Here is a 21,067-nt window from a genome sequence, read left to right as displayed (position 1 = left end):
CGATTTTCATAGCTTGGATGACGGCCATTGCCAAATTGCTGTACAAGAGACACAGATTGGTGGCGACAGCGCAGTTGGCGGATCATTTCTCGATCGGAGATACGGCAAGTCGGTTCGCAATTTCTTTGCAAAGCGGGGTTTCTGAGGAGAAATCGAGATGAGCGATGCTTGATGGTCAATCACCGCATGATCATCGAGGAGAGAGCTACTGCATCCATGCCGTCGGATGGGATGATAGGCATGTGGGGCCCCTGAAGTTCCTTACACCGTCGCAAGGGTGGCAATGGAACAAGCGCGAGGCAGCCTTGGCCTCCCTAAGCCTGTGATCATTCAGGCATTTCTCGCACAGGCTGCGACAACGCATCCACATCAAGGGCGCGCGCGTAAATATTTTCTGGGATGCCAAGTGACTGACAAGCATTACGCAAAGACATGTCATTGGCCAACGCATGCTTGACCACCTTGGCTGCTTGCTCATATCCCAGTTCGAGATTTAGCGCCGTCGCGAGGGACAGCGAGTTTTCCGCATATTGGCGACAACGGCTCTCATCCGCCGCGATACCTCGTACGCAAGCGTCTGCAAAGACCTGCGCCGCATGCGCCAAGATGCGGATCTCGTGCAGAAAATTGGCTGCCATCACCGGCATCATCACGTTCAGTTCGAGTTGGCCTGCCGCCCCCGCCTGTGCGACAGTCGTATCGCAGCCCAGTACCTGATAGACCACCATGTTCAGCATCTCTGCGATGACTGGATTCACTTTACCAGGCATGATGGACGATCCCGGCTGGACCGCCGGCAAGATCAATTCGGCAAAGCCAGTGCGCGGCCCGGAGGCCAGCAGGCGCAGATCGTTTGCGATCCGGCCGAGCGCCTGCGCGAGGCTCCGCAAAGCGCCACTGACCAGCACGACCTCGTCCGGGTTTTGATTGAACGTAAACGGATTATCCGCCAGACGATACGCGAGCCCCGTCTTTTCAGCAACATGCCGGACAGCGAGTTTGGCGAATGTAGGCTCTGTATTGATGCCCGTGCCAACCGCGTTTCCTCCAAATCCGATGGACAGCAGTTCATCAGCCGCTTGTTTAACCCAGTGGCGATGCCGCCGGATATTGTGTGCATAGGCGCGAAACTCATCACCAAGACGCATCGGCACCGCATCCTGCAGGTGTGTGCGACCGGATTTGACGATGTGCGCAAATGCTCTGGCGCGCTCCTCAAGAGCCTGTTCCAGGCTGTCTAGCGCCGGGGCGAGATCATGTGTCAGCATGTCCAATCCGGCCATGTTCATCGCGATGTGAATCGTGTCATTCGTGGATTGCGACCTGTTGACATCGTCGTTCGGATGAACAAGCAAAGCGCCGCCTCGAGTGCCTCCCAGAATCTCTGTCGCCCGCGCGGCAATCACCTCATTGGCATTCATGTTTTGAGAGGTTCCAGCGCCTGCCTGGTACACATCCACACGAAACCACTCGTCAAGCGCCCCCTTCGCCACCTCATCGGAGGCTTTGCAAATGGCATCTGCCTTCACTGCATCAAGTATTCCAAGATCCGCATGCGCCTTGGCCGCCGCCCATTTCACGATGCCCTGCGCCCGGATAAAGGCCGGCGGTAGTCGAAGCCCGCTAATCGGAAAGTTGGCGATAGCACGCGCGGTCTGCGCGCCGTAATAAGCGTCCATTGGGATTTCGATGTCACCGAGGGAGTCACGAACCGTTCTCGTTTGGTTTGCCATCTTCATCACTCCTGTCCATTTTAGTTTATACTTTCCCTGATCTGCCTTCACGGGCAGGGCAAAGCACATGGAAATGTATTCCAAAAAGACACCGGAGTCAGACATTAGCAACAGGTAGGACACCTCGTCCAGCAATAAGAGCTACAGGCCTCGACTTTGCACGGATTGAAAACACTGTGCGAGATGCCCGAGTTGGCTGAAGTACACTTTTGCCAATGGCGGATTCAGCCTGTTTCGGAGGAGTTTATTTTTCTTCATGAATCGACGAGGTTACTTCAATCACTGCCGGAAACTTTTGTAATCCGATAGACGTATCCGCCACAGCCGCATTGATCCACAAAGCGAACTGAAATCCGTGTTCCAAAACGGGCATGCAGTTCCGGAACCAGATACGCATCAGGATCGCCATGATCCGGTGCCACAGCCAAATTGACGAAACACCCATCAACCGTTTGCTCCACAGCCTCCGACGCATCTGCGATGATTTTGTTGCGATCCTCGACATACTCCTCTGTCTCCAAGTTAATCGACCAATTTCTCGCCCTCATGATTGCTCGCCGCCCTCTCAAAACAAGAAACGCTCAACCACAGAAATTCACGCGCTCGCTATACCTTACAATAGGTCAGAAACGCGCTGTATAGAGTGATTCGTGTCACGTCATGCTTTACATTTATTCGATACGATTCAATCCCATTTACCCTTTCACTCTAATCCAGATTGGTTTAGCGCGGCTTGTGATTTGTGAACGTTCCAAAGCGTGATCGATACTGAATTGGAGCCCTGCTTGGATAGCGAATCGGCGCGCTCCAAACGTGAACCAGGCGGGTAAACGGCGAAACGGCAAATAAGGCAAAGCTGAGTATAATGTGGATCTGCAGCAACAGAGGGACATGCGTCATGAGCTGTATGTCGGGATGAAAAAGGATCAGTCCACGAATCCATGGCCCAACTGTCAAGCGATACTCGTACGGACCAAAGACATTGTTGGAAATCACCGTTTGCGAGGCGCCAAGAGCGATCACCAGAAACAACAGACCGAGAGCAACGAAATCAGAAGGCGTAGAATTGCGCCGAACGCGCGGATTGACCATCCGCCGCATGAGCAAAATGAAGCATCCCACCGTAGCCGCAATGCCAGCAATTCCACCGACGACATCTGCCATTAAATGATAAGCTTCTGTTGAAACGCCAAGGGCCTGATAAACTCCAATAGGAATAAGCAGTCCCATCACATGTCCGCCAATGACAAACAGCATGCCCCAGTGAAACATGAGACTCCAGGGCGAAGCCACCGCTTCTCGAGGATCTCGCTCGACTTCGAGCCCCAACTGCGTTGACTAAATACGTAACGGTACAATGTACCCACGACGAGTATCGTAAGTGTCACGTATGGATAAACCAACCACCAGAATTGAGTCATTGCTGTTTCCCTCCTTTTTTTCCGTCGTTGAACTGTCTGTCAATCGTAAACCAATGGGTAAGGCAGATTGTCCAAATCTGTCTCCACAACTGGTTTTAAAAGAATTGCACCAGCTTCATCCTGCAATGGACTCTGGCCACTTGGCAAACAATCACGGATTAACTCAAACAATTTCCGGTACGGGTGTTTCTCGTCAAGTCGTTCGTAAATCATCTGGCAGGCAACAGCGAGTCTTGACTCCAGTTCATCTGTCGGCATTCCAATCGGCTTTTCTGCAATAAATTCCATAAGAAGTGGCAGATAATCAGGCAATTCTCCCTCGAGTGGCTCAAACGCCGCACCTCGGAGGAGTGCCTGAAGCCGAAGCAGCGCATCTCCCCGCTCCCTGCTATCTCCAAGCTCGTGAGCCGTGAGATACAGTGCAGTGGATTCTTGCATGTCAAACGTAGCGACGTAGCAGCGGATCAAGTCTGAAACCGGAACCCGCGCGAGCGCATCCACGGACGCCAGGACCAGTTTATCCTCAGATTCTTTACAGACCATTTCAATCTCTTCAAGAATCTCTGAAAAGTTTTTCTCCGGGTAGACTAAAAGGATAGAGGCGATTTTCATTCGCTCTTGCAGCGTCATTTTGGCATCCCCCTCACCGTTTCACCGGCGCTAAAATTCCTTCCGGCGGTGCTATTCCTTCAAGGCTGCACGCACCTTGCGCATAAGCAAGATCCGGGTTTGTCTCGCGCTTTGCGGTTGGGATGACAAAGCGTTCGTCGTACTTTGCCACGCCAAACAAACGGGCCATCGCCAGCACTTGATCCGCAGTCAGCCCTGACTCTTTGAGCAGTTTTCCACCGTCCAGATCCCCGACCCGTGACGCGCGCATAAATGCGCGCATTGCCGTAAGGCGAATCAGCGCTCGGCGTACGACATCTGTGTCACCCGCAGACAAGATGGATGCGAGATATTCAACAGGAATTCGCATATCGTCGACCACCGTGAGATAGGCGTCGGCAGACATGGAATCCTCGTTCTGTACGTGAGTCATCATCGGACTCAGCGGCGGTACATACCAGACCATCGGCATGGTGCGGTATTCCGGATGAAGCGGCAATGCGACCTTCCACTCAACCGCCATCTTGTAAACGGGTGAATTCTGCGCCGCTTCAATCCAAGCCTCATTGATGCCCGCTTCACGAGCAGCCGCAATGACAGCCGGATCGTACGGATCAAGAAATGCATCCAATTGCGCTTTATAGAGATCCTGCTCGTTCTTCACAGACGCGGCCTCGCGAATCTTATCCGCATCGTAAAACATCACACCGAGATAGCGAATGCGCCCTACACAGGTTTCCGAGCATACCGTAGGTAGACCCGCTTCAATGCGCGGATAACAGAAGTGGCACTTTTCTGCTTTGTGGGTATTCCAGTTAAAATAGACTTTTTTGTATGGACATGCACTGACACAAAACCGCCACCCGCGGCAGGCATCCTGGTCGACAAGCACAATTCCGTCTTCGTCGCGCTTATAGATGGCGCCAGAAGGACAAGCTGCGACGCAGGCTGGATTCAGACAATGTTCGCAGATGCGGGGCAAGTACATCATAAACGTCTGCTGGTACGTAAACGCCACGTGTTCCTCAATCTCGCGCAAGTTCGGATCAAGACCTGCAATTTCAGATCCGCCCGCTAAATCGTCGTCAAAGTTTGGCCCCCAAACTGGACGATCGATAAACTCACCTGTCAGGAGAGAGCGCGGACGCGCTGTAGGTTGATGTTTTTTCTTCGGGCTGTCTGTCAGATTTTCATAATCATAAGTCCAAGGTTCATAGTAATCGTCAAGGGTAGGCTGATCCGGATTGTGAAAAATTTGGGCCAGTTTTGCAATCGCACCTCCGGCTCGCAAACGCAGTTTGCCATCCTTCATTGTCCATCCGCCGCGAAATTTGTCTTGGTCTTCCCAGCGCTTGGGGTAGCCCGGTCCCGGCCGTGTTTCCACATTGTTAAACCAGGCGTACTCAACCCCCGGACGGTTGGTCCAGGTGTTTTTGCAGGTCACGCTGCAGGTGTGGCAGCCGATGCACTTGTCAAGATTCATCACCATGGCAACTTGCGCTTTAATCCTCAAGCCAATTCACCTCTTTAAGCGGACGAATGACCGTCATGACGTCCCGCTGATGACCCGTTGGGCCGTAGTAATTGAATCCATAGCTGAGTTGTGCGTAACCGCCGATCATGTGCGTCGGTTTTGGAATGATGCGCGTTACACTGTTATGTGTCCCGCCTCTGTCACCCGTGATGGTGCTGCCTGGAACGCCTATGATTCGATCTTGCGCGTGATACATCATGGCGATGCCAGGCGGCAGACGATACGTCACAACCGCGCGGCAAGCAATAGCGCCGTTACGGTTATATACTTCAACCCATGCGTTGTCCTTGATGCCGATTTTCTTTGCATCTTCTTCACTCATCCAGATGGTCTGCCCACCGCGAAAAAGCGTCAGCATCCGATGATTATCTGAGTAGGTTGAATGTATGCCCCATTTCTGATGAGGCGTAAGATAACGGACCATGACCGTCTGACGATTTTGATCATCCACCGGTGCGTCTCCATCCTGAAATGGCAAAATGCCAAGCGGCGGGCGATAGAGTGGCAACCCTTCACCAAAATCAAGCATCACTTCATGATCAAGATAGAAATGCTGACGCCCCGTCAGTGTGTGCCACGGTATTCGATACTCCACATTCGACGTAAAAGGCGAGTAGCGGCGGCCTTCTCCTTCAAGTCCACTCCAGACGGGCGTTGCCAGCGAAAGTCTTGGCTGTGCCGTGATATCCTCGAAGTTGTATGCCGTCTCACGATGTCCCGCTGCAACATTTTTTAAATCAAGGCCTGTAAATTTGCTCAGGGCCTCCCATTCTTCGACGGCGCGATGACCGTTTGTCGCGCCTGAGAGGGTGAGAATGGCTTCTGCAACCTGACGTTCTGTGCGGATAAGAGGGCGCCCATACCCAGGACCTTCTGTTTTGGAAACACCTACCCGCTTTGTGAGTTCTGCATAAGCGTGTTCACCGGAGATTGCAATTCCTTTGGCCCCGTAGCTTTTCTCTGAGAGCGGCCCCATGGTCGTCATCATGTCGATCACATGCGGATAATCCCGATGGACAAGCACAAATTTAGGCATCGTCTTCCCAGGAATCGCTTCGACTTCCCCCTTGCGCCAGTCGCGAACTTTTCCGCCCACTTGCGTCAGTTCATCAAGGGAGTCATGATTGAGCGGAGCCATCACCAGGTCATCTTGAGCCTGTAAGTGGTCTTTGGCGAGTCGAGAAAACGCCTCAGCGATACTTCGAAATGCCACCCAATCTGTGCGCGTCTCCCAGGGCGGAGAAATTGCCGGATTGAACGGGTGAATGAATGGGTGCATATCCGTGCTGCTCAGATCATGCTTCTCGTACCATGTTGCGGCAGGCAGAACAATATCCGAGTACAGACCCGTTCCCGTCATCCGAAAATCGATATCGATAAGCAGGTCAACCTTTCCTTTCGGTGCTTGTTCTGCCATGCGGATATCCTCCGGTTGCCAATTCGCCTCCTCTCCAAGCACATGACCGTCTGTCCCCAGAAGATGTTTCAAGAAATACTCATGACCTTTTGAACTTGAACCAAGCAGGTTTGAACGCCAGACAAAGAATACACGCGGAAAATTCCGCGGATTGTCTGGATCTTCAATCGCAAATTCAATTTCGCCGTCGACAATCTTCTTGCTGACATGCGCTGCAATCCCTTCGGCCGTTTCTGCACCAGCTTTTTTTGCGTCACGAACCACCTCAAGGGAGTTCTGTGTCCACTGGGGAAATGAAGGTAACCAACCAAGCCTCGCTGCCAAGGCATTCATATCTGCCGGATGCATGTTCTGAAAACGTCCGCCAAGAGGCGAACCAAGGGTCTTTGTCTCCAATTCTTCATAGCGGAACTGATCAGTGGCAAAATAGAAAAACGATGTTCCATTTTGCTGGCGTGGTGGACGATTCCAGTCTGTCGCAAACGCGATCGTTGACCAACCTTCAAGCGGGCGAACCTTTTCCTGTCCCACATAGTGCGCCCATCCACCACCATTCACTCCCTGGCAGCCCGTGAGAAGCACAAGGTTAATAATCGACCGATAAATCATGTCACTGTGATACCAATGGTTGGTTCCTGCACCAAGCGCGATCATTGACTTCCCATGTGTACGCGCTGCGTTGTCTGCAAACTCGCGCGCCACCTGCAGGACAAGGTTTCGGTCAACGCCTGTAATGGCCTCCTGCCAGGCGGGCGTATACGGCAACGGATCGTCATAAGAGGCCGGATAGTCACCCATCAGTCCACGCCGGACACCAACATGCGCCATCATCAAGTCAAAGATTGTGGTAACCCAGATGTCTTCCCCATTTCGGGTGACGAGCTTCTTGACTGGAACGCCACGCTCCAATACTCGAGTTTTTGTATCCTCAAAGCACGGAAATTGAACCATCACCGTATCATCCGCGTCATTCAGGAAACTCAGTTGCGGCGCGATGGGCGATCCATCAATGGTTTCCATGCGGAGATTCCACTGATCAGATTTGTCATAGCGAAAGCCGATGCTGCCTTTTGGGACGACCGGTTTATTCGTCATCTCATCCCACAGCACGGTCTTCCAGTTCCCTTGCCGCTCCTCGCTCTCCAGTCCCAATTCTGAGGCTCGCACAAACGCGCCGGAAACAAACGCGCCATTTTTCTTTTCCAGCGTCACCAAAAACGGCAAATCGGTGTTTTGTTTAACATAAGTATCGAAGTATTCCGTTTTTCTATCAACATAGAATTCCTGCAAGATGACTTGCGTCATGGCCATCGCGAGGGCCGCGTCCGTACCCGCTTTGGCAGGAAGCCACTGATCTGCAAACTTTACGTATTCGGCATAATCTGGACTGACACCGACAACCTTTGTCCCGTTATAGCGAGCCTCCACCATGAAGTGTGCATCAGGCGTGCGCGTCATTGGGAGGTTGGTGCCCCAAATAATGAAGTACGATGAGTTATACCAATCCGCACTCTCAGGCACGTCGGTTTGATCGCCCCAGATCTGCGGAGATGCCGGTGGAAGATCCGCATACCAGTCATAAAAGCTGAGAATCGTACCGCCAATCAGGGATAAAAACCGGGATCCACCCGCATAACTCACTTGCGACATGGCGGGGATCGGGCTAAAGCCTGTAATCCGATCAGGCCCATACTCTTTAATCGTATCAATCGAAGCCGCCGCAATCATTTCCGTGACTTCTTCCCACGTAGAGCGCACAAGCCCCCCCTTGCCGCGCGCCTTTTGGTACGTGGCACGTTTTACTGGATCATTTGCGATCGCACGCCAAGCGCTTATCGGATCACATCCAGCCCCTCGCTCTTGTCGCCACATATCAAGCAAATCCCCTCTTACATATGGGTACTTCACTCGAAGCGGACTGTACTCATACCAGGAAAAACTTGCGCCGCGGGGACACCCGCGAGGTTCGTATTCCGGCACATCGGGACCCAAAGATGGGTAATCTGTTTGCTGCGTTTCAAACGCGATGATGCCGTCTTTTACGTGAATCTTCCAACTGCAACTCCCTGTACAATTCACCCCGTGCGTAGAGCGAACAACTTTGTCAAAGCGCCAACGGTTACGGTATAGATCCTCCCAGTCGCGAGAGCGAGGACTATGCTCTGACCAATTTTGATTGAATCGCTCGCCTCGTCGCAGATGATTCAAGCCTTGAAGGAGTGATTTTTTTGATTTTGTCACAGGCGTCATTCCTTTCACGTTTGCTTCACGCGACTGACCGCAGTGTCAGTGACCATATTTCGTAGCATTCAATCAAACATTGACCCGCGGTGGCTAAGATGGTTTTCGCAATCACTAAAAAGGCTGGTACTGTGTGCCAACGATTCGAAATGCTGATGCGCTCCCTTCAAGTTCCATGATAAAGGCCTCCCAATTCGGCACATTGGCGGCGACCAGAACCAGTCGTTCAAGAGCGTTTGCATCTGTGATGCGTTCAATCTGCTCTAAGACTTCTTGCGGAACTGTGCCGAATCGAAGATTCAGCAATCCGGTGAGATCATCTTTGTCTGTCGCCAAGGCATCTTGCTGCCACTGATTTTGAATCCTATCCCAGTCCACTTCGACCGCCCCTTTTCCACGATGTGCAATCTTTCGATTGCTCTGCGATGCTTATCCTATCGTCGCTTGGCGTGATCGTTCGGCGCTACATCAAGGAGCCACTTCTCCTCGTCGCGGCTGTGTCTTTCAACGAGCCAAAGAAGCATTTGGAATCGATCAAGCATTGCGTGAACAGAACCTTGAGTGACCAAAAGTTTCTCCACCTCCTCCACAAGTTGCCGCATTACATTGTGATCGCGCGTAAGAAAAAAAATTTTATCTGCGTATTCCGGGTACTCCATCGCAACTTCTTTATAGAAACCTTCCTCTTCCTCCGTCGCATGGCAAAGTGTTCGCGTTTGCCAATGTTCGATAAGCAATCGCACGGTTGAAAGCACGGCTTGCTCTTTGCCTGCCTCCGCAAATGCTTTTGCGATATGAGTCAATTCTTCCGCCTCTCCATAGGCCGCTTCATGAATGGATCGGTGCGATTGAAGCTGTTGCAATGCCGGACCTGACAAAGGCAGTGCCCCCCCGTGTGCAGATTTGCGCAATTCGTGACAACCACGAATCTCTGATGATTTCACCTTTTCATATTTCGATGTTGAACCACTTGTTACTTCTATCATGCTGGCCAACTGCAGGCATGCGTCAGACCAAACATGACTATCCTTTTCGCATGATCTTTCCTAGTCCATTTAGTCTACACCTTGGAAAAATGGACTAGGAACCGTCCTGCACATCATGATGGGTCATTGACGCGTGTCTCAAAGCTAAAGGCCAGTAATCATCTCGGGGAGTTGGTAAATGGGGGTTCATCACGAGGGGTATTTTCAAACGATCCAATCGTATTACTTTTATCTTTCTGGAGACGGCGACATCCCTGGCGCGCCACCCAGCTGTCCAATACATACACATTGTCAATGTCGACACGATCTGCGTCAGTCGTTTCGCATCCAGGGCGTGCGGGTCAATCCCATGAGCGCTCCATCCGGCGAGATGAGGCGCGTCACCGTTTGACCCCACGGTTCTTCACGATTGCTCACTAAGCAGCGGTATCCCTGCGCCATCAGTTCCTTTGTCGCCTCGGCCACATCATCAACGTCCATTTCTATCCATGTGCGCGGCTCGGGTACATCGCTTGGCCAATGGGGTGTACCGAAACACGACTCTGCGACTTGAGACAGCGGCCACAGTGCAAAGTGCTTTACCCCCTCCAAGTTTCCTGTATGTACGTAATCACCGATCCGCTCAAAATCGATCCCTAAGACTCCCTGATAAAAATGGACGATATCATGGACCATCTCATCCCGAACAATCGAGCCAAATCCAGCTACAAATAAGATCTTCACACCATCCATCCCCTATTCGCTTGTGCCTTCTGCAACAACCAAATCTGTATCCGGCGGCGCATATCCGAGACACCGTGCCATCGCGACAATTTGCCCTTTATGATGAAATTCGTGTGTGATCGTGTGGGTCATCAGCCAAAGAGGCGTAACACCCATTGAACCTTCGGAGTGATGATAAATGACCTCCGAAAGTCGGCTTTCATAGACGCTCAGAAATTCAGCCACCACCGCATCCGATATGGAAAACCAGTGACGGAGGTCAGGCACATCCGCTGATTGAATCTCTTCATCCGTCGGAAACTGTGGGTAAGATCGAATCCGTGCAAACTTCACAAGCCAATGCATGTAACACCCCGCCGCGTGGAGATGTGCATGCGCGATTGTGTCAAATCCAAACCCAGGAACCTTTTTATGCAACACATCTGCGGGCAGACTTTCCAAAAAAGAAAATAGCGTTTCGCGCGTCTTGCGTATCAAGTCGTACTGTTCTGACAACAAATGGCTCACCCATGCTTCCTCCTCAGTGAAATCCATTGACCAAGCGCGATCGCCCCCTCTGCGCACTTCTCCATGATACAGAACGTGCGTTCCCACAGTCAATCCCACTCAGTCAGATCGTCCCACACCATTGCATACTCGATCATCGGTGCCCCTTCGATCTCTTCCATCCTCTCACTGAATTTCTTTCCACCCATGTGTTCATAAAAACCGAGAGCTGGATTATTCTTTAAAACCCAGGCAAGCATGTTATTGTATTGCATTTCTTTCAAATGGTTTACAACTGCACGGATCAACTCGCGCCCAATTCCATTTCTTTGAACATCTTCATATACATAAAGAGCATAGAGTTCACCCCGATAGATTGTAGTGCCTGATCGCTCTTTGCCGCCAGTAGCAAATCCAACGACCCTGTTTTCATCATCTTCCGCTACAAACACAGGATTGTTTTTTTGATTCACCAAGACGTGCGTCCACATTTGTTCCCTTTGTTCGTACGATAAATGATCCAGAATGCGATCAGGGATCATCCCTTTGTATGTCGTTCTCCAACTGTCCACATGCACTTTCGCAATGGAAGCCGCATCTTGCGAATCAGCCTTTCGAATGATCACCATATTCCTCCCCAGTCCGTTTTTTCTGCTCTCTTCACCACCCCATCCGGTTCCGAAGCGATGTGATATGTGCAATGTGGTGCCTGCCATGCCATGCATACAAACCAAGTGCTGTTTCTAATGTAACTACACCAGACTCTGGGTTCTTATAGCTACGTGAAAACTCCGCGTCTTGCATTGTAGAAAGCAATGTAACAAAACGTTGATGAAGCGACGCTAAAAGAGTCAATGATACCTCAATCGGAGTCCCTTGATAGTCAGCCAATTGTGACCAGCGATCTTCTTCATAGGTTTTAATCGTCGGTTGATCTTCTGTGAGCGCTAGTTTAAAACGAACATACGCATTCATATGGCTATCCGGAAGATGATGAATGACTTGACGAATGCTCCAACCATCAGGACGATAGGGTGTGTCCAATTGCGCAGATGTTAGATCCTTTATTGCGAATCGCAGTTGATTCGGCGTATCAGCAAGTTGTTCAATCCATTCTTTTCGCTGGTCAGAAGAAATCTTATCTAAAGGAATGAACTTACCGATTGGATAATGAAGATTTTCCATTTTTACTCCTCCTTTTAATTTTTAACACGGCAAATCCCTGCATCAAAGTAATTTAGTTGAATAGCGCGGATTCGATCCGTTGTTGAAAGATTCGCTTGGGGTAAGGGAGAGCCAGTGGGGGCATCTGCTCAACGGAAAAATAGCGAAGCTCAAAAGATTCTCCGTCGATCGCATCCAGTTCGCCAGAATCCACTTTGCAATCAAAAACGAACACAACATACTCCACCTGGTTTCCATCCGCATATTTGAACCGAAACGCTTGACCCCCGAATGCGCCAACGAGTGCCATCGGCGTGACATTCAGCCCTGTCTCTTCCCAAACTTCGCGAACAACGGCTTGAGATGGCGTTTCTCCAAGCTCAATCGCGCCAGCAGGCAGGCTCCATATCTCACTTTCGGCAGTTGGACGTTGAAATAAAATCTTGCCTTCTTTGTCGCGTATGATGGCCGCCACAGATGGGCTGAAAATCAGATCTGTTCCAATCTTGGAACGGAGGTTTTGGTAAAAATCGGACATCGGCATAGAGCTCTCTCCTATCGATCATCCTTGCGCTACGCACCATGAATCTCCCAGCCACGCGTATTGGGTTCAAGCGCCCCACCAGGGTCCTCGTTGTGTTGTACGTAGATCACCGGAACCATGGACGAGCGTGCTTTTGTGATCAGTGCTGCAATCCGGCGCAACAACATGTCACCTTGATACACCGCTTCCGCTTCTTCAAACATCCCGACTTGCACATCAATGATGATCAGTGCGCTGCCGCTCACGACCTTCCTCCTCTGACTCTTTCAATTTCACGTGCCATACACTCCAAAATTCAGCAGCTTTAAAGACAAATGATCGGCAAATGTTTGAAGTCATCTAAAGGATACGACTTTTCACACAGATTGTCACAACTCATTTAATAGCGAATCCTATCCCTGCACGGCATTCTGTCTTCTCGCGGTTTTGGCATATATCCGAGTCATCAACCAACCGATGACTCCAAAAAGGATTGGATAAACCACGGCCCAGCCGCTGAAAGGATACAAAATCACGCAGACCACAAAGGGAATCCACGCTAAAGCTTGCTTGCCCCACCCGGCACCTTTCATAAGTTTCAAAGCAGAGGCCATCGCGATGATATAAAGAGCCAAAAACATCGCGCTCGGCCACGCCATAAACGCGCCAAGATCAACGTGAAATACAGCGTAGATCGCCAGCACCACGGCAAAATCCAAGCCCAGCGCAGACAGAGCGCCGATCGGTGTTTTGTGACGTTCATGTAGCCGTACGAGCACCGCAGGAAAGACACCCGCCCGCGCCTGGCTGTAAACCATTCGCGAGAAACCAGCCACATTGCCATGAATGGCTACAAATGTAATCCATAGCGCCACGATACCCGAGACCGTCGAACCGACTCTGCCCATTCCAATTCCCACCAGTTGACTGAGCGGTGTCACGGTATACGCTCCACCGTAGGCATGTGTGCCGATGGTTACAACGGAGAGTGCGACGTAGAGCACACCGACGAACATTGGAGCCAGAAGAAAGATTCGACGTAAGTCTTTTGACGGGTCGTGAAACTCCTCGGCGAGATGTCCCACCATCTCCCAACCGACAAAACACCAAAAAATCTCCACAGCCGATGAACCAACCGGAAGCCAGCCGTGTGGCGCAAGTGGATGAAACTGCTCCTCTTTTATATGTGGACCTGCCGCGATGATGGCTCCTAGTATAAGCACAACAATCAGCACCAAGATGAGCACCTGCGCCCACGCCGCCATCTCGACACCACGCCAGTGAAGAACGAGTGACAAAAGCAGCATGAGCGCCGCCGTGATCGGGATGCAGACCGCAGGCAGCGAAAACGTTCCGACAACATAATTGGCGCCAACCAGCGCGACGATGGGTACGCCGACCGGGATGGTGCCAAGAAACAACCAAGCGGTCATCCGCCCCACGGTATCGCCAAATGCCAATCGCGCATATTCCACAATGCCTCCCGCATGCGGATACTTGGCGCCGAGACTTCCAAGCGTCATCGCAAGCGGAAAAGCTAAAAGGGACATCAAAAGCCACGATATAAGTGACGCCGGACCTGCCTGCTCTGCTGTGACGGCAGGAAGAATGAGGATACCGGATCCGAGAACGGCGCCGATTGCGATCGCTGTACCCTGCACCCAAGTAAGTGAGCGTTTCAACTGCGAATCGATCATGAGGAGCTCTCCTTAACAGTACAATCACTTCCTCATCACAGTACACGAGCGATACCATCTTGTCATTGCAAATGGGTGCGATTCGTTTCTTATCGACATCAAATCGAATCGGCATGTACGCGGCTGCAAAATCTTTCAAACTCATAGTGAAGCAATGCGTCTGGAATCGGTGCTGGTTCCCCTCTTGTTCTCGTCTCCTCCGCCCACGCAAGGAGAACTTCATAGGGAGTCTCCGTGGTGATCCCGCCAAACCAGCGCTGCCTCTCTTTTGTCGCTATGCCAACGACATTTAAAACGTCGCATGGCCCAAGACAACCGGTGATCGTGAGTTGCACCGTTTTTAGCAACTTGCGCTCTTTCCATGATTTTTTTAGCCAGTCTAATGGAATGCCGGGTTTTCCCTTGCCTGTTTGTCCACAGCAACATCCCGAACAGACAAAAACCTGACCAAGCACAGCGCGTTTCGTCGTTTTTTCTGCTACCAGCACATTACTCTGAAGTTTAGTCGCATCCATCCAATTCACGTCCCCTCTTTCATTTTTCTGTTGTGCAACCTGATGCAAATTCGTTTTGCATCAGGTTACATCTGTTCAGAGCGGGCAACCCACCGCTCTTCGATTCTGAACAATTTCCACGATCCGAAAGAAATTCCCCAGACTCCGATGAATAGCGCGACAAGAATGTAACCCATCACACCAAAATTAAGCCCTTGAAGCTTTCCCCAAAAACCAGTTGAAAGCCCAATCTCCTGCGTGACAACCTGAACGAGTTCGATGACGCCTATCACGGATGCAGCTAGCACACCGAGTCCTGTAACTGAAAGGTTGTAATAGATTTTTCGCAGAGGTGTGGCAAACGCAAAGCCATACGCAGTGGTCATGAAAATCCCATCTGCCGTATCCATGAAACTCATTCCTGCCGCAAACACAATAGGCAAAGAGATGATTCCTGCAAAAGGCAGCGCGTGTTGTGATGCAGTAGCCGAAATGGCCAGCAAGGCGACTTCGCTCGCCGTGTCAAATCCTAAACCGAACAGGAAACCAATTGGATATACATGCCAGTTTTTGGTGACTAGTTTCATGAGCGGAGCGACCATTCGCGCAAAAAAACCGCGACTGTGGAGCAATTCATCCATCTCATGCTCTGTGATACGGTTGCGGCGCATGCCCCAAAAAACCTGGAAGAGTTTCAACCAAATGAACAAGTTGATGCAAGCCAGAACAAGAAGAAATGAACCCGACACAAGTGTGCTCACAATCCCGCCTATGCGTTGGAATTGAGTCAATTTCTGGACTAAGTGTACCGTGACGGCCGTTGCCAACGAAATCAAAACGACCACTGTCGAATGCCCCATCGAAAAGAAGAATCCGATTCCGTGTGGTTTTTTCTTTTGTTGAAGAAACTTGCGAACCATGTTGTCAATAAAGGCGATATGATCGACGTCAAAAGCGTGACGCAAGCCAAAGGTGTAGGCCAAAAATGCCAAACCGAGCAACATGGGATGCTTAGGGACAGAAAGGATTAACAAAAAAAATTCCTAATCCGTGTAACGTGATAACGCCTAACCCATATCTCAAAGAATCACGGTACATGCGTGTTTTTCCACTCCTCGCCTGCTAGCTATGCGAAACGATACAAATCGAAACGGTAACATTTCCGCTGCGGACTTTCTCAACCACAAAATCTTTGGCATCTGAAGAGAGAAGAGCCGCAGGTTCACTTACACCGTACGCTCCCACATGCTTAAAAACGGTGTCTGACGGATTGGGAATGGACACCTGATTAAGTTGCTCCGCAGTGTACGTGACAAGTGGCCACTTGTGTCTGGCACACAGCTCAAGCAATCCTGGTTCATCTGCTTTTAGATCAATCGTCGCCACATTGCGAACGCTCTTCATGGACAATTGAACGGTGTTCAAGGTATGCATGATCACATGCTCAATCTCCTTTGCAGATGTTCCACGGTTGCATCCCACACCGACGACGATAACTTTTGGCCGATATAGCACACCCCTTGTCAAAAACTGTTTCGTCTCATCCTTTGTGAGTAGGCGGGGGGTGATGACGAGCGCCGCATCAAACGGTTGTTGGCGGGCCGCTTCGAGACTGTTAAAGACTTTCAAATAAGCGGGTAACGGTTTGGCATAGGGCCACCAGCCAAGCTCGCCCGCCTCTTGGATGATATGGACTCGCTCTTCATTGACGACCGCTGCGCTGACTTCTGTCACCATCTCAAAGTTGTCGATCTCAAAACCATATTCCCGTCCGAGCAAATCGACGGCAACTGTCTGCGCCACATCCGACGCTGTAGTGATCACAGGTCGTGCACCCAAGGCCTTGGCAACTTGTTGCGTAAGTAAATTTGCGCCGCCAAGATGCCCGGAGAGTACACTGATTGCGTGTTCTGCGCGATCATCGACGACAACGATGGCAGGATCCGTTTTTTTATCGCGAAGAAGTGGTGCTACAAGGCGAACCATGGCACCAAGCGAAAAGATGCCGACGAGTCCGCTGTACGCAGAAAAAAGTGTTGGAACGTAATCGACAACCGACCCTGAAAACGCCGTAATCTCGCGCGACACCTCATCGCCTTGAGCAAATTTCTGAGGATAATAGACATCCACGTCAGGCAATTGTTCCTGAAGTCTGCGCGCAATCGCCGTACCATGTTTTGTGATCGCCACGACGGCCGTGGATTTAGTCAACTGCCGTCACCCCTTTTCGGTAGCGGTGCGTAAACGACTTGTCGTATAGTTTCGATTTGTTTTCCCCTTTTTCCGGCAACTCAGGATCCAGTGCCCAACCGGCGAGGATCATGGCGTGATTTGAAATGTGTTCATCGCCCATCGCGCGCACGAGTCCGCAAAGCGTTGTGCGGATGATTTTCTGATCCGGCCACGATGCCCTTTGCACTACGGCGACTGGCGTGTTCGGCGTCCAACCGGCACTCAAAAACTCATCCACCGCTTTTTTTGCCAATGTCGCACTAAGGTACAGGGCAATCGTACTGTGGTGGCGCGCGAGATCGCTCAACTGTTCACCTTCCGGCATCGGAGTGCGGCCACCCATGCGCGTCAAGATCACGGTTTGTGTAAGATCGGGTACCGTAAGTTCAGCGCCAACTGCGGCGGCGGCGGCGAATACCGAACTTACGCCAGGCACCATTTCATAAGCGACACCTGCGCGGCGCAGCAGGCTAACCTGTTCAAGAATTGCGCCGAAAATAGATGGGTCACCCGTGTGGATGCGGGCTACACTTTTTCCTTGTCTCACGGCATCTACCATGATGCCCACCATTTCTTCGAGGGTCATCCCCGCGCTTTTGTAGATTTTTGCGTTTGCACTCCCCATTTCAGCAAGTTCATCGCGAACCAGACTGTCTGTGTAAATCACGACATCCGCCTGCTTCAAAATGCGCATTCCCTTTACGGTGATCAACTCAGGATCGCCGGGCCCCGCACCGACGATATAGACCTTTGCTTCAAGCGTCATTTTCTCACCACCATAAGTGTTAGATAGTTAAGGGAAGCCCCTTGAAGTTCCCGCACATTTTTCCACACATGTTCCCCTGCTGAAGTCACTTTCGTACATACCATTGCATGCTCGATGAGTTGCAACTCTCCGAGCAGCATAATCATGTCATCCATAACCTTGGCGACCTTTAGAAATACAACGCAGTCATGCTGAAGCAAGGCTTGACGCATTTTGGTCACATCGCCATTCGCAGGTACGATGGCGACAACCTCGTCACCATCTGCCAGCGGCACCCCGAGCCGGCTTGCGGCTGCATTGACGGAAGAGACGCCAGGAATCGAAACAACCTCTGCCTCGGGGTGCTCCTGTCTCATGAGCCGACTCATGTGAATAAATGTGCTATAAAGCATTGGATCGCCTTCCGTGACAAAGACCACATCCTGGCCTTGTCGGAGATAGGACCAAACCTTTTCGACCGTATCCTCCCAGTGTCGAAAAAGAACGTCTTCATCCTTTGTCATTGGAAAAACGAGACCAAGCATTGTTTTTTCGGATGGATTCACATAACGTTCCACAATCTCCAGCGCGTAACTTTTCCCGCCCATGCGTTTATTCGGATAGGCAATTACGGGTGCCGTCTGCATGAGGCGATACGCCTTGACGGTCACTAATTCAGGATCGCCTGGACCGACGCCTACGCCATACAGCGTGCCATGGTTAACTGACATTCGTTTTCTCCCCCTCGCTCTGAGCGCGCCAAGCTGTAACAAGATACACAGGGTTCATGCCTTCAAATCGTGTAAGATTCAAGATCGGCTTACTGCGCGCCGTCTGCACGAGTGTGACAGAAACAAAAAATCCAAGATCAACCAAGGTTTGCTGCGCTTCATACAAATTTTCTATCGTAGCGGCACTTACTACCACTCTTCCGCCTTCTCGCAGCCGCCTCGCGCTGATCGCAATCACCTCTTTGAGTTCACCCCCACTCCCGCCAATAAACACGGAGTCAGGATCTGGAAAATCATCTAATCCTTCTGGCGCGCGCGCGTGAAGGGCGACAAAATCTGCCCGAAACTTGATCTGATTGGCACGCAAGTTTTCCAAATCGTCCTCATTTTTTTCAACCGCGAACACTTGCAGACCAGGTGTGGATCGGATCGCCTCAATCGAGATGGATCCCGTGCAAGCCCCTATGTCCCATAAGACGCCTCCAGGTTTTAATGCGAGATCAGAAAGAGAGAGCACACGAACTTCACGTTTCGTAATCAGACCCCTGTCAGGTTTTCGCTGGGCAAACACACCGTCATCCATACCAAGCGTAAAAACAGGCACTTTCGCATCATGGCGACACTTCAAGATGACCACATTCAGTGGAGAAAACTCCGTGTCCAATAGTTGGTCCAACGAATACCAGCCAGTACGCTCTTCCGGACTCCCCAACCGCTCTCCCACAAACGCTTCATATTCCGTCATCTTAAAACGCTTGAGATACATTGCAATCGCGGACGGCGTGTTCTCATCGTCTGTCAGGAGCGCTATGACCGCAACACCATGCAACCTCTGCGCAAGACCCTGAATCGATTTCCCGTGCAGACTCACGACCTCTGCGTTTTGCCAACTCTCGCCTGCACGGGCAAAGGCCAGCGAAATGGAACTCATATGCGGTATAACCTCGATCGCGTCTCTCCCCCATTTGCGGACAAGTGTTGACCCGATACCAAAAAAAAGCGGATCACCGCTTGCCAAAACGACAACAGAACACCGCGTAGCGTCGCGTTCAATTTCAGCCAGCGTATCGCGCAGTGGTGTTTTAATCTCTCGTTTCTCTCCTTGAAAATCAGGAAAAAAACAGAGTTGACGCTCCCCACCGTATAGGATTTCAGCTGCGTGTACGCGTTCTGCCACCTTTTTAGATAAACCGTTTATCCCGTCGTCGCCCACTCCCACGACGAGAATCTTTTTAAGATTCAAGTTCTGCACCTCCCAAGTACTCTCCGTTCAAGCTTGTTAGGTGCGTTGCGATGCGCATTTCTCCCTCGCGCAGATGATCAAGCACCTGTTCACAGCAAGATACGGCAAGATGATGAAAGAATTCAGGATATCCCCACTCAACCATCCAATCGCCAACCTGATTGGCTGTATTGGCTGTCAGGATTTGTTCAATCTTTTCTTCTGGCACCCCGACATGACGTGCAATCTCTGCGATAAAAGAAAAATCGATGGGTGCGCTTTTTGCGTGAACCATCATGATGCCTTGCGCCACCTTTGAGAACTTCCCCATCATGCCGACAAAGCGAATCTCTTTCATCCCGACACGTTTCGCCTGCTTGGCTGAAAAGCCCACAAAATCACCCATTTCGATAAAAGATTCATCAGGCAATTCAGGAAATAACTTCATTGCATATTTTTCGCTTCGTCCGCCTGTTGTAAGAACAATCGTCTGGATGCCTTGCGCTTTAGCCACACGCATGGCATAGGCAATGCTCGCTTTATAAGAAGATGTAGAGAATGGAACAACGATGCCCCTCGTCCCCAGGATGGAAATTCCCCCTAGGATGCCGAGTCGTCCATTCAACGTTTTTTTTGCGATCTCTTCGCCATCTGGAACAGAAATAACAACTTTGACCCCGCGCTCCATGCCACGTTCTGAGAGGACAGACTCCACCGTCGATTGGATCATCTGCCGCGGAACCGGATTGATGGCGGCCATCCCAACCGGAATGGGAAGTCCCGGTTTCGTCACCCGGCCTACGCCAACACCGCCGTCAATTTCTACCCCCGGCTTGTCCGACCAGGTGACCGTCGCGATGATTTTTGCACCGTGTGTCGCGTCAGGGTCATCTCCACCATCTTTGATGGTCGAAGCCTGTGCTTCGCTTGCTGTGTAGCGCACGTCACGGTGTTGAAACGTCACCCATTCGCCTGCGGGGATCCAGATGGTCGTCTCTTCAATAACGTTTTGATCGAGGAGTGCCAAGAGCGCAGCCTTGGCACAAGCCGTCGCGCAAGCACCCGTTGTGTATCCGTGTCGAAGTGGTCCCTCAGGAACATCAAGCATT

At 51.1% G+C, this 21,067-nt stretch carries 20 protein-coding genes and 2 pseudogenes; all 22 read right to left on the bottom strand.

Annotated elements, in window-relative coordinates:
- Window positions 1-326: 326 nt before the first annotated feature.
- Window positions 327-1,733: a class II fumarate hydratase gene (locus ATW55_RS06690; protein ID WP_153005032.1), complete on the bottom strand. Its 1,407-nt coding sequence runs from the start codon at window positions 1,731-1,733 to the stop codon at window positions 327-329.
- A 275-nt stretch (window positions 1,734-2,008) separates the two neighbouring features.
- On the bottom strand, window positions 2,009-2,281 hold the full coding sequence (locus ATW55_RS06685) for a CGCGG family rSAM-modified RiPP protein (RefSeq protein WP_067714477.1): 273 nt from the start codon (window positions 2,279-2,281) through the stop codon (window positions 2,009-2,011).
- A 175-nt stretch (window positions 2,282-2,456) separates the two neighbouring features.
- Window positions 2,457-3,154: pseudogene (gene narI / locus ATW55_RS06680) on the bottom strand (respiratory nitrate reductase subunit gamma).
- A 39-nt stretch (window positions 3,155-3,193) separates the two neighbouring features.
- On the bottom strand, window positions 3,194-3,784 hold the full coding sequence (gene narJ / locus ATW55_RS06675; protein WP_067714474.1) for a nitrate reductase molybdenum cofactor assembly chaperone: 591 nt from the start codon (window positions 3,782-3,784) through the stop codon (window positions 3,194-3,196).
- Between the two features lie 13 nt (window positions 3,785-3,797).
- The gene (gene narH, locus ATW55_RS06670; protein ID WP_067714471.1) at window positions 3,798-5,276 is read right to left on the bottom strand and encodes a nitrate reductase subunit beta; all 1,479 of its coding nucleotides are present in this window, start codon (window positions 5,274-5,276) and stop codon (window positions 3,798-3,800) included.
- Window positions 5,266-8,964, bottom strand: coding sequence for a nitrate reductase subunit alpha (locus ATW55_RS06665; protein ID WP_153005038.1), 3,699 nt, complete (start codon window positions 8,962-8,964; stop codon window positions 5,266-5,268). Before ATW55_RS06665 ends, narH begins: the two co-directional genes overlap by 11 nt.
- 105 nt (window positions 8,965-9,069) lie before the next feature.
- Entirely contained in the window at window positions 9,070-9,333 is a 264-nt protein-coding gene (locus ATW55_RS06660) for a hypothetical protein (RefSeq protein WP_067714465.1), read from the bottom strand.
- A 56-nt stretch (window positions 9,334-9,389) separates the two neighbouring features.
- Window positions 9,390-9,833, bottom strand: a complete 444-nt coding sequence (locus ATW55_RS06655; RefSeq protein WP_160327179.1) for a hemerythrin domain-containing protein — start codon at window positions 9,831-9,833, stop codon at window positions 9,390-9,392.
- A gap of 420 nt (window positions 9,834-10,253) precedes the next feature.
- Window positions 10,254-10,664: a VOC family protein gene (locus ATW55_RS06650; RefSeq protein WP_201024942.1), complete on the bottom strand. Its 411-nt coding sequence runs from the start codon at window positions 10,662-10,664 to the stop codon at window positions 10,254-10,256.
- Between the two features lie 12 nt (window positions 10,665-10,676).
- The gene (locus tag ATW55_RS06645) at window positions 10,677-11,171 is read right to left on the bottom strand and encodes a DinB family protein (RefSeq protein ID WP_067714540.1); all 495 of its coding nucleotides are present in this window, start codon (window positions 11,169-11,171) and stop codon (window positions 10,677-10,679) included.
- Between the two features lie 89 nt (window positions 11,172-11,260).
- The gene (locus ATW55_RS06640; RefSeq protein ID WP_067714456.1) at window positions 11,261-11,776 is read right to left on the bottom strand and encodes a GNAT family N-acetyltransferase; all 516 of its coding nucleotides are present in this window, start codon (window positions 11,774-11,776) and stop codon (window positions 11,261-11,263) included.
- Window positions 11,777-11,810: 34 nt separating this feature from the next.
- Window positions 11,811-12,335, bottom strand: coding sequence for a YfiT family bacillithiol transferase (locus ATW55_RS06635; protein WP_067714453.1), 525 nt, complete (start codon window positions 12,333-12,335; stop codon window positions 11,811-11,813).
- A 52-nt stretch (window positions 12,336-12,387) separates the two neighbouring features.
- The gene (locus ATW55_RS06630) at window positions 12,388-12,858 is read right to left on the bottom strand and encodes an NUDIX domain-containing protein (RefSeq protein WP_067714450.1); all 471 of its coding nucleotides are present in this window, start codon (window positions 12,856-12,858) and stop codon (window positions 12,388-12,390) included.
- A gap of 29 nt (window positions 12,859-12,887) precedes the next feature.
- The gene (locus ATW55_RS06625) at window positions 12,888-13,103 is read right to left on the bottom strand and encodes an isochorismatase family protein (RefSeq protein ID WP_067714446.1); all 216 of its coding nucleotides are present in this window, start codon (window positions 13,101-13,103) and stop codon (window positions 12,888-12,890) included.
- Window positions 13,104-13,250: 147 nt separating this feature from the next.
- Window positions 13,251-14,534, bottom strand: coding sequence for an APC family permease (locus ATW55_RS06620; RefSeq protein WP_067714442.1), 1,284 nt, complete (start codon window positions 14,532-14,534; stop codon window positions 13,251-13,253).
- A 98-nt stretch (window positions 14,535-14,632) separates the two neighbouring features.
- A complete protein-coding gene (locus ATW55_RS06615; protein ID WP_067714439.1) occupies window positions 14,633-15,049 on the bottom strand; it encodes a (2Fe-2S) ferredoxin domain-containing protein in 417 nt (138 codons plus the stop codon).
- A 65-nt stretch (window positions 15,050-15,114) separates the two neighbouring features.
- Window positions 15,115-16,126: pseudogene (locus ATW55_RS06610) on the bottom strand (HoxN/HupN/NixA family nickel/cobalt transporter).
- A 24-nt stretch (window positions 16,127-16,150) separates the two neighbouring features.
- Window positions 16,151-17,239, bottom strand: a complete 1,089-nt coding sequence (locus ATW55_RS06605) for a cobalt-precorrin 5A hydrolase (protein WP_067714435.1) — start codon at window positions 17,237-17,239, stop codon at window positions 16,151-16,153.
- Window positions 17,232-18,026, bottom strand: a complete 795-nt coding sequence (cobM, locus tag ATW55_RS06600) for a precorrin-4 C(11)-methyltransferase (protein WP_067714431.1) — start codon at window positions 18,024-18,026, stop codon at window positions 17,232-17,234. Before cobM ends, ATW55_RS06605 begins: the two co-directional genes overlap by 8 nt.
- A complete protein-coding gene (gene cobI, locus ATW55_RS06595) occupies window positions 18,023-18,736 on the bottom strand; it encodes a precorrin-2 C(20)-methyltransferase (protein ID WP_067714427.1) in 714 nt (237 codons plus the stop codon). The genes cobM and cobI overlap by 4 nt, the downstream gene beginning before the upstream one ends.
- Window positions 18,726-19,979: a bifunctional cobalt-precorrin-7 (C(5))-methyltransferase/cobalt-precorrin-6B (C(15))-methyltransferase gene (locus ATW55_RS06590; protein ID WP_067714423.1), complete on the bottom strand. Its 1,254-nt coding sequence runs from the start codon at window positions 19,977-19,979 to the stop codon at window positions 18,726-18,728. Before ATW55_RS06590 ends, cobI begins: the two co-directional genes overlap by 11 nt.
- Complete coding sequence (locus ATW55_RS06585; RefSeq protein ID WP_067714537.1) at window positions 19,969-21,066, bottom strand: cobalt-precorrin-5B (C(1))-methyltransferase; 1,098 nt, start codon at window positions 21,064-21,066, stop codon at window positions 19,969-19,971. The genes ATW55_RS06590 and ATW55_RS06585 overlap by 11 nt, the downstream gene beginning before the upstream one ends.
- Between the last annotated feature and the right edge of the window lies 1 nt (window position 21,067).

The organism is Ferroacidibacillus organovorans, assembly GCF_001516615.1.
Classification (GTDB): Bacteria; Bacillota; Bacilli; order Alicyclobacillales; family SLC66; genus Ferroacidibacillus; species Ferroacidibacillus ferrooxidans_B.
The sequence above is the reverse complement of the archived record's forward strand: the minus strand, read 5'-3'. Positions and strand labels throughout refer to the sequence as shown.

Excerpts from the sequence above, each read along its gene's own strand:
- ATW55_RS06690 (WP_153005032.1), bottom strand. The coding sequence starts at position 1,733 with ATGGCAAACCAAACGAGAACGGTTCGTGACTCCCTCGGTGACATCGAA.
- ATW55_RS06685 (WP_067714477.1), bottom strand. The coding sequence starts at position 2,281 with ATGAGGGCGAGAAATTGGTCGATTAACTTGGAGACAGAGGAGTATGTC.
- narJ (WP_067714474.1), bottom strand. The coding sequence starts at position 3,784 with ATGACGCTGCAAGAGCGAATGAAAATCGCCTCTATCCTTTTAGTCTAC.
- ATW55_RS06665 (WP_153005038.1), bottom strand. The coding sequence starts at position 8,964 with ATGACGCCTGTGACAAAATCAAAAAAATCACTCCTTCAAGGCTTGAAT.
- ATW55_RS06635 (WP_067714453.1), bottom strand. The coding sequence starts at position 12,335 with ATGGAAAATCTTCATTATCCAATCGGTAAGTTCATTCCTTTAGATAAG.
- ATW55_RS06630 (WP_067714450.1), bottom strand. The coding sequence starts at position 12,858 with ATGCCGATGTCCGATTTTTACCAAAACCTCCGTTCCAAGATTGGAACA.
- ATW55_RS06620 (WP_067714442.1), bottom strand. The coding sequence starts at position 14,534 with ATGATCGATTCGCAGTTGAAACGCTCACTTACTTGGGTGCAGGGTACA.
- ATW55_RS06615 (WP_067714439.1), bottom strand. The coding sequence starts at position 15,049 with ATGGATGCGACTAAACTTCAGAGTAATGTGCTGGTAGCAGAAAAAACG.
- cobM (WP_067714431.1), bottom strand. The coding sequence starts at position 18,026 with ATGACGCTTGAAGCAAAGGTCTATATCGTCGGTGCGGGGCCCGGCGAT.
- cobI (WP_067714427.1), bottom strand. The coding sequence starts at position 18,736 with ATGTCAGTTAACCATGGCACGCTGTATGGCGTAGGCGTCGGTCCAGGC.
- ATW55_RS06585 (WP_067714537.1), bottom strand. The coding sequence starts at position 21,066 with ATGCTTGATGTTCCTGAGGGACCACTTCGACACGGATACACAACGGGT.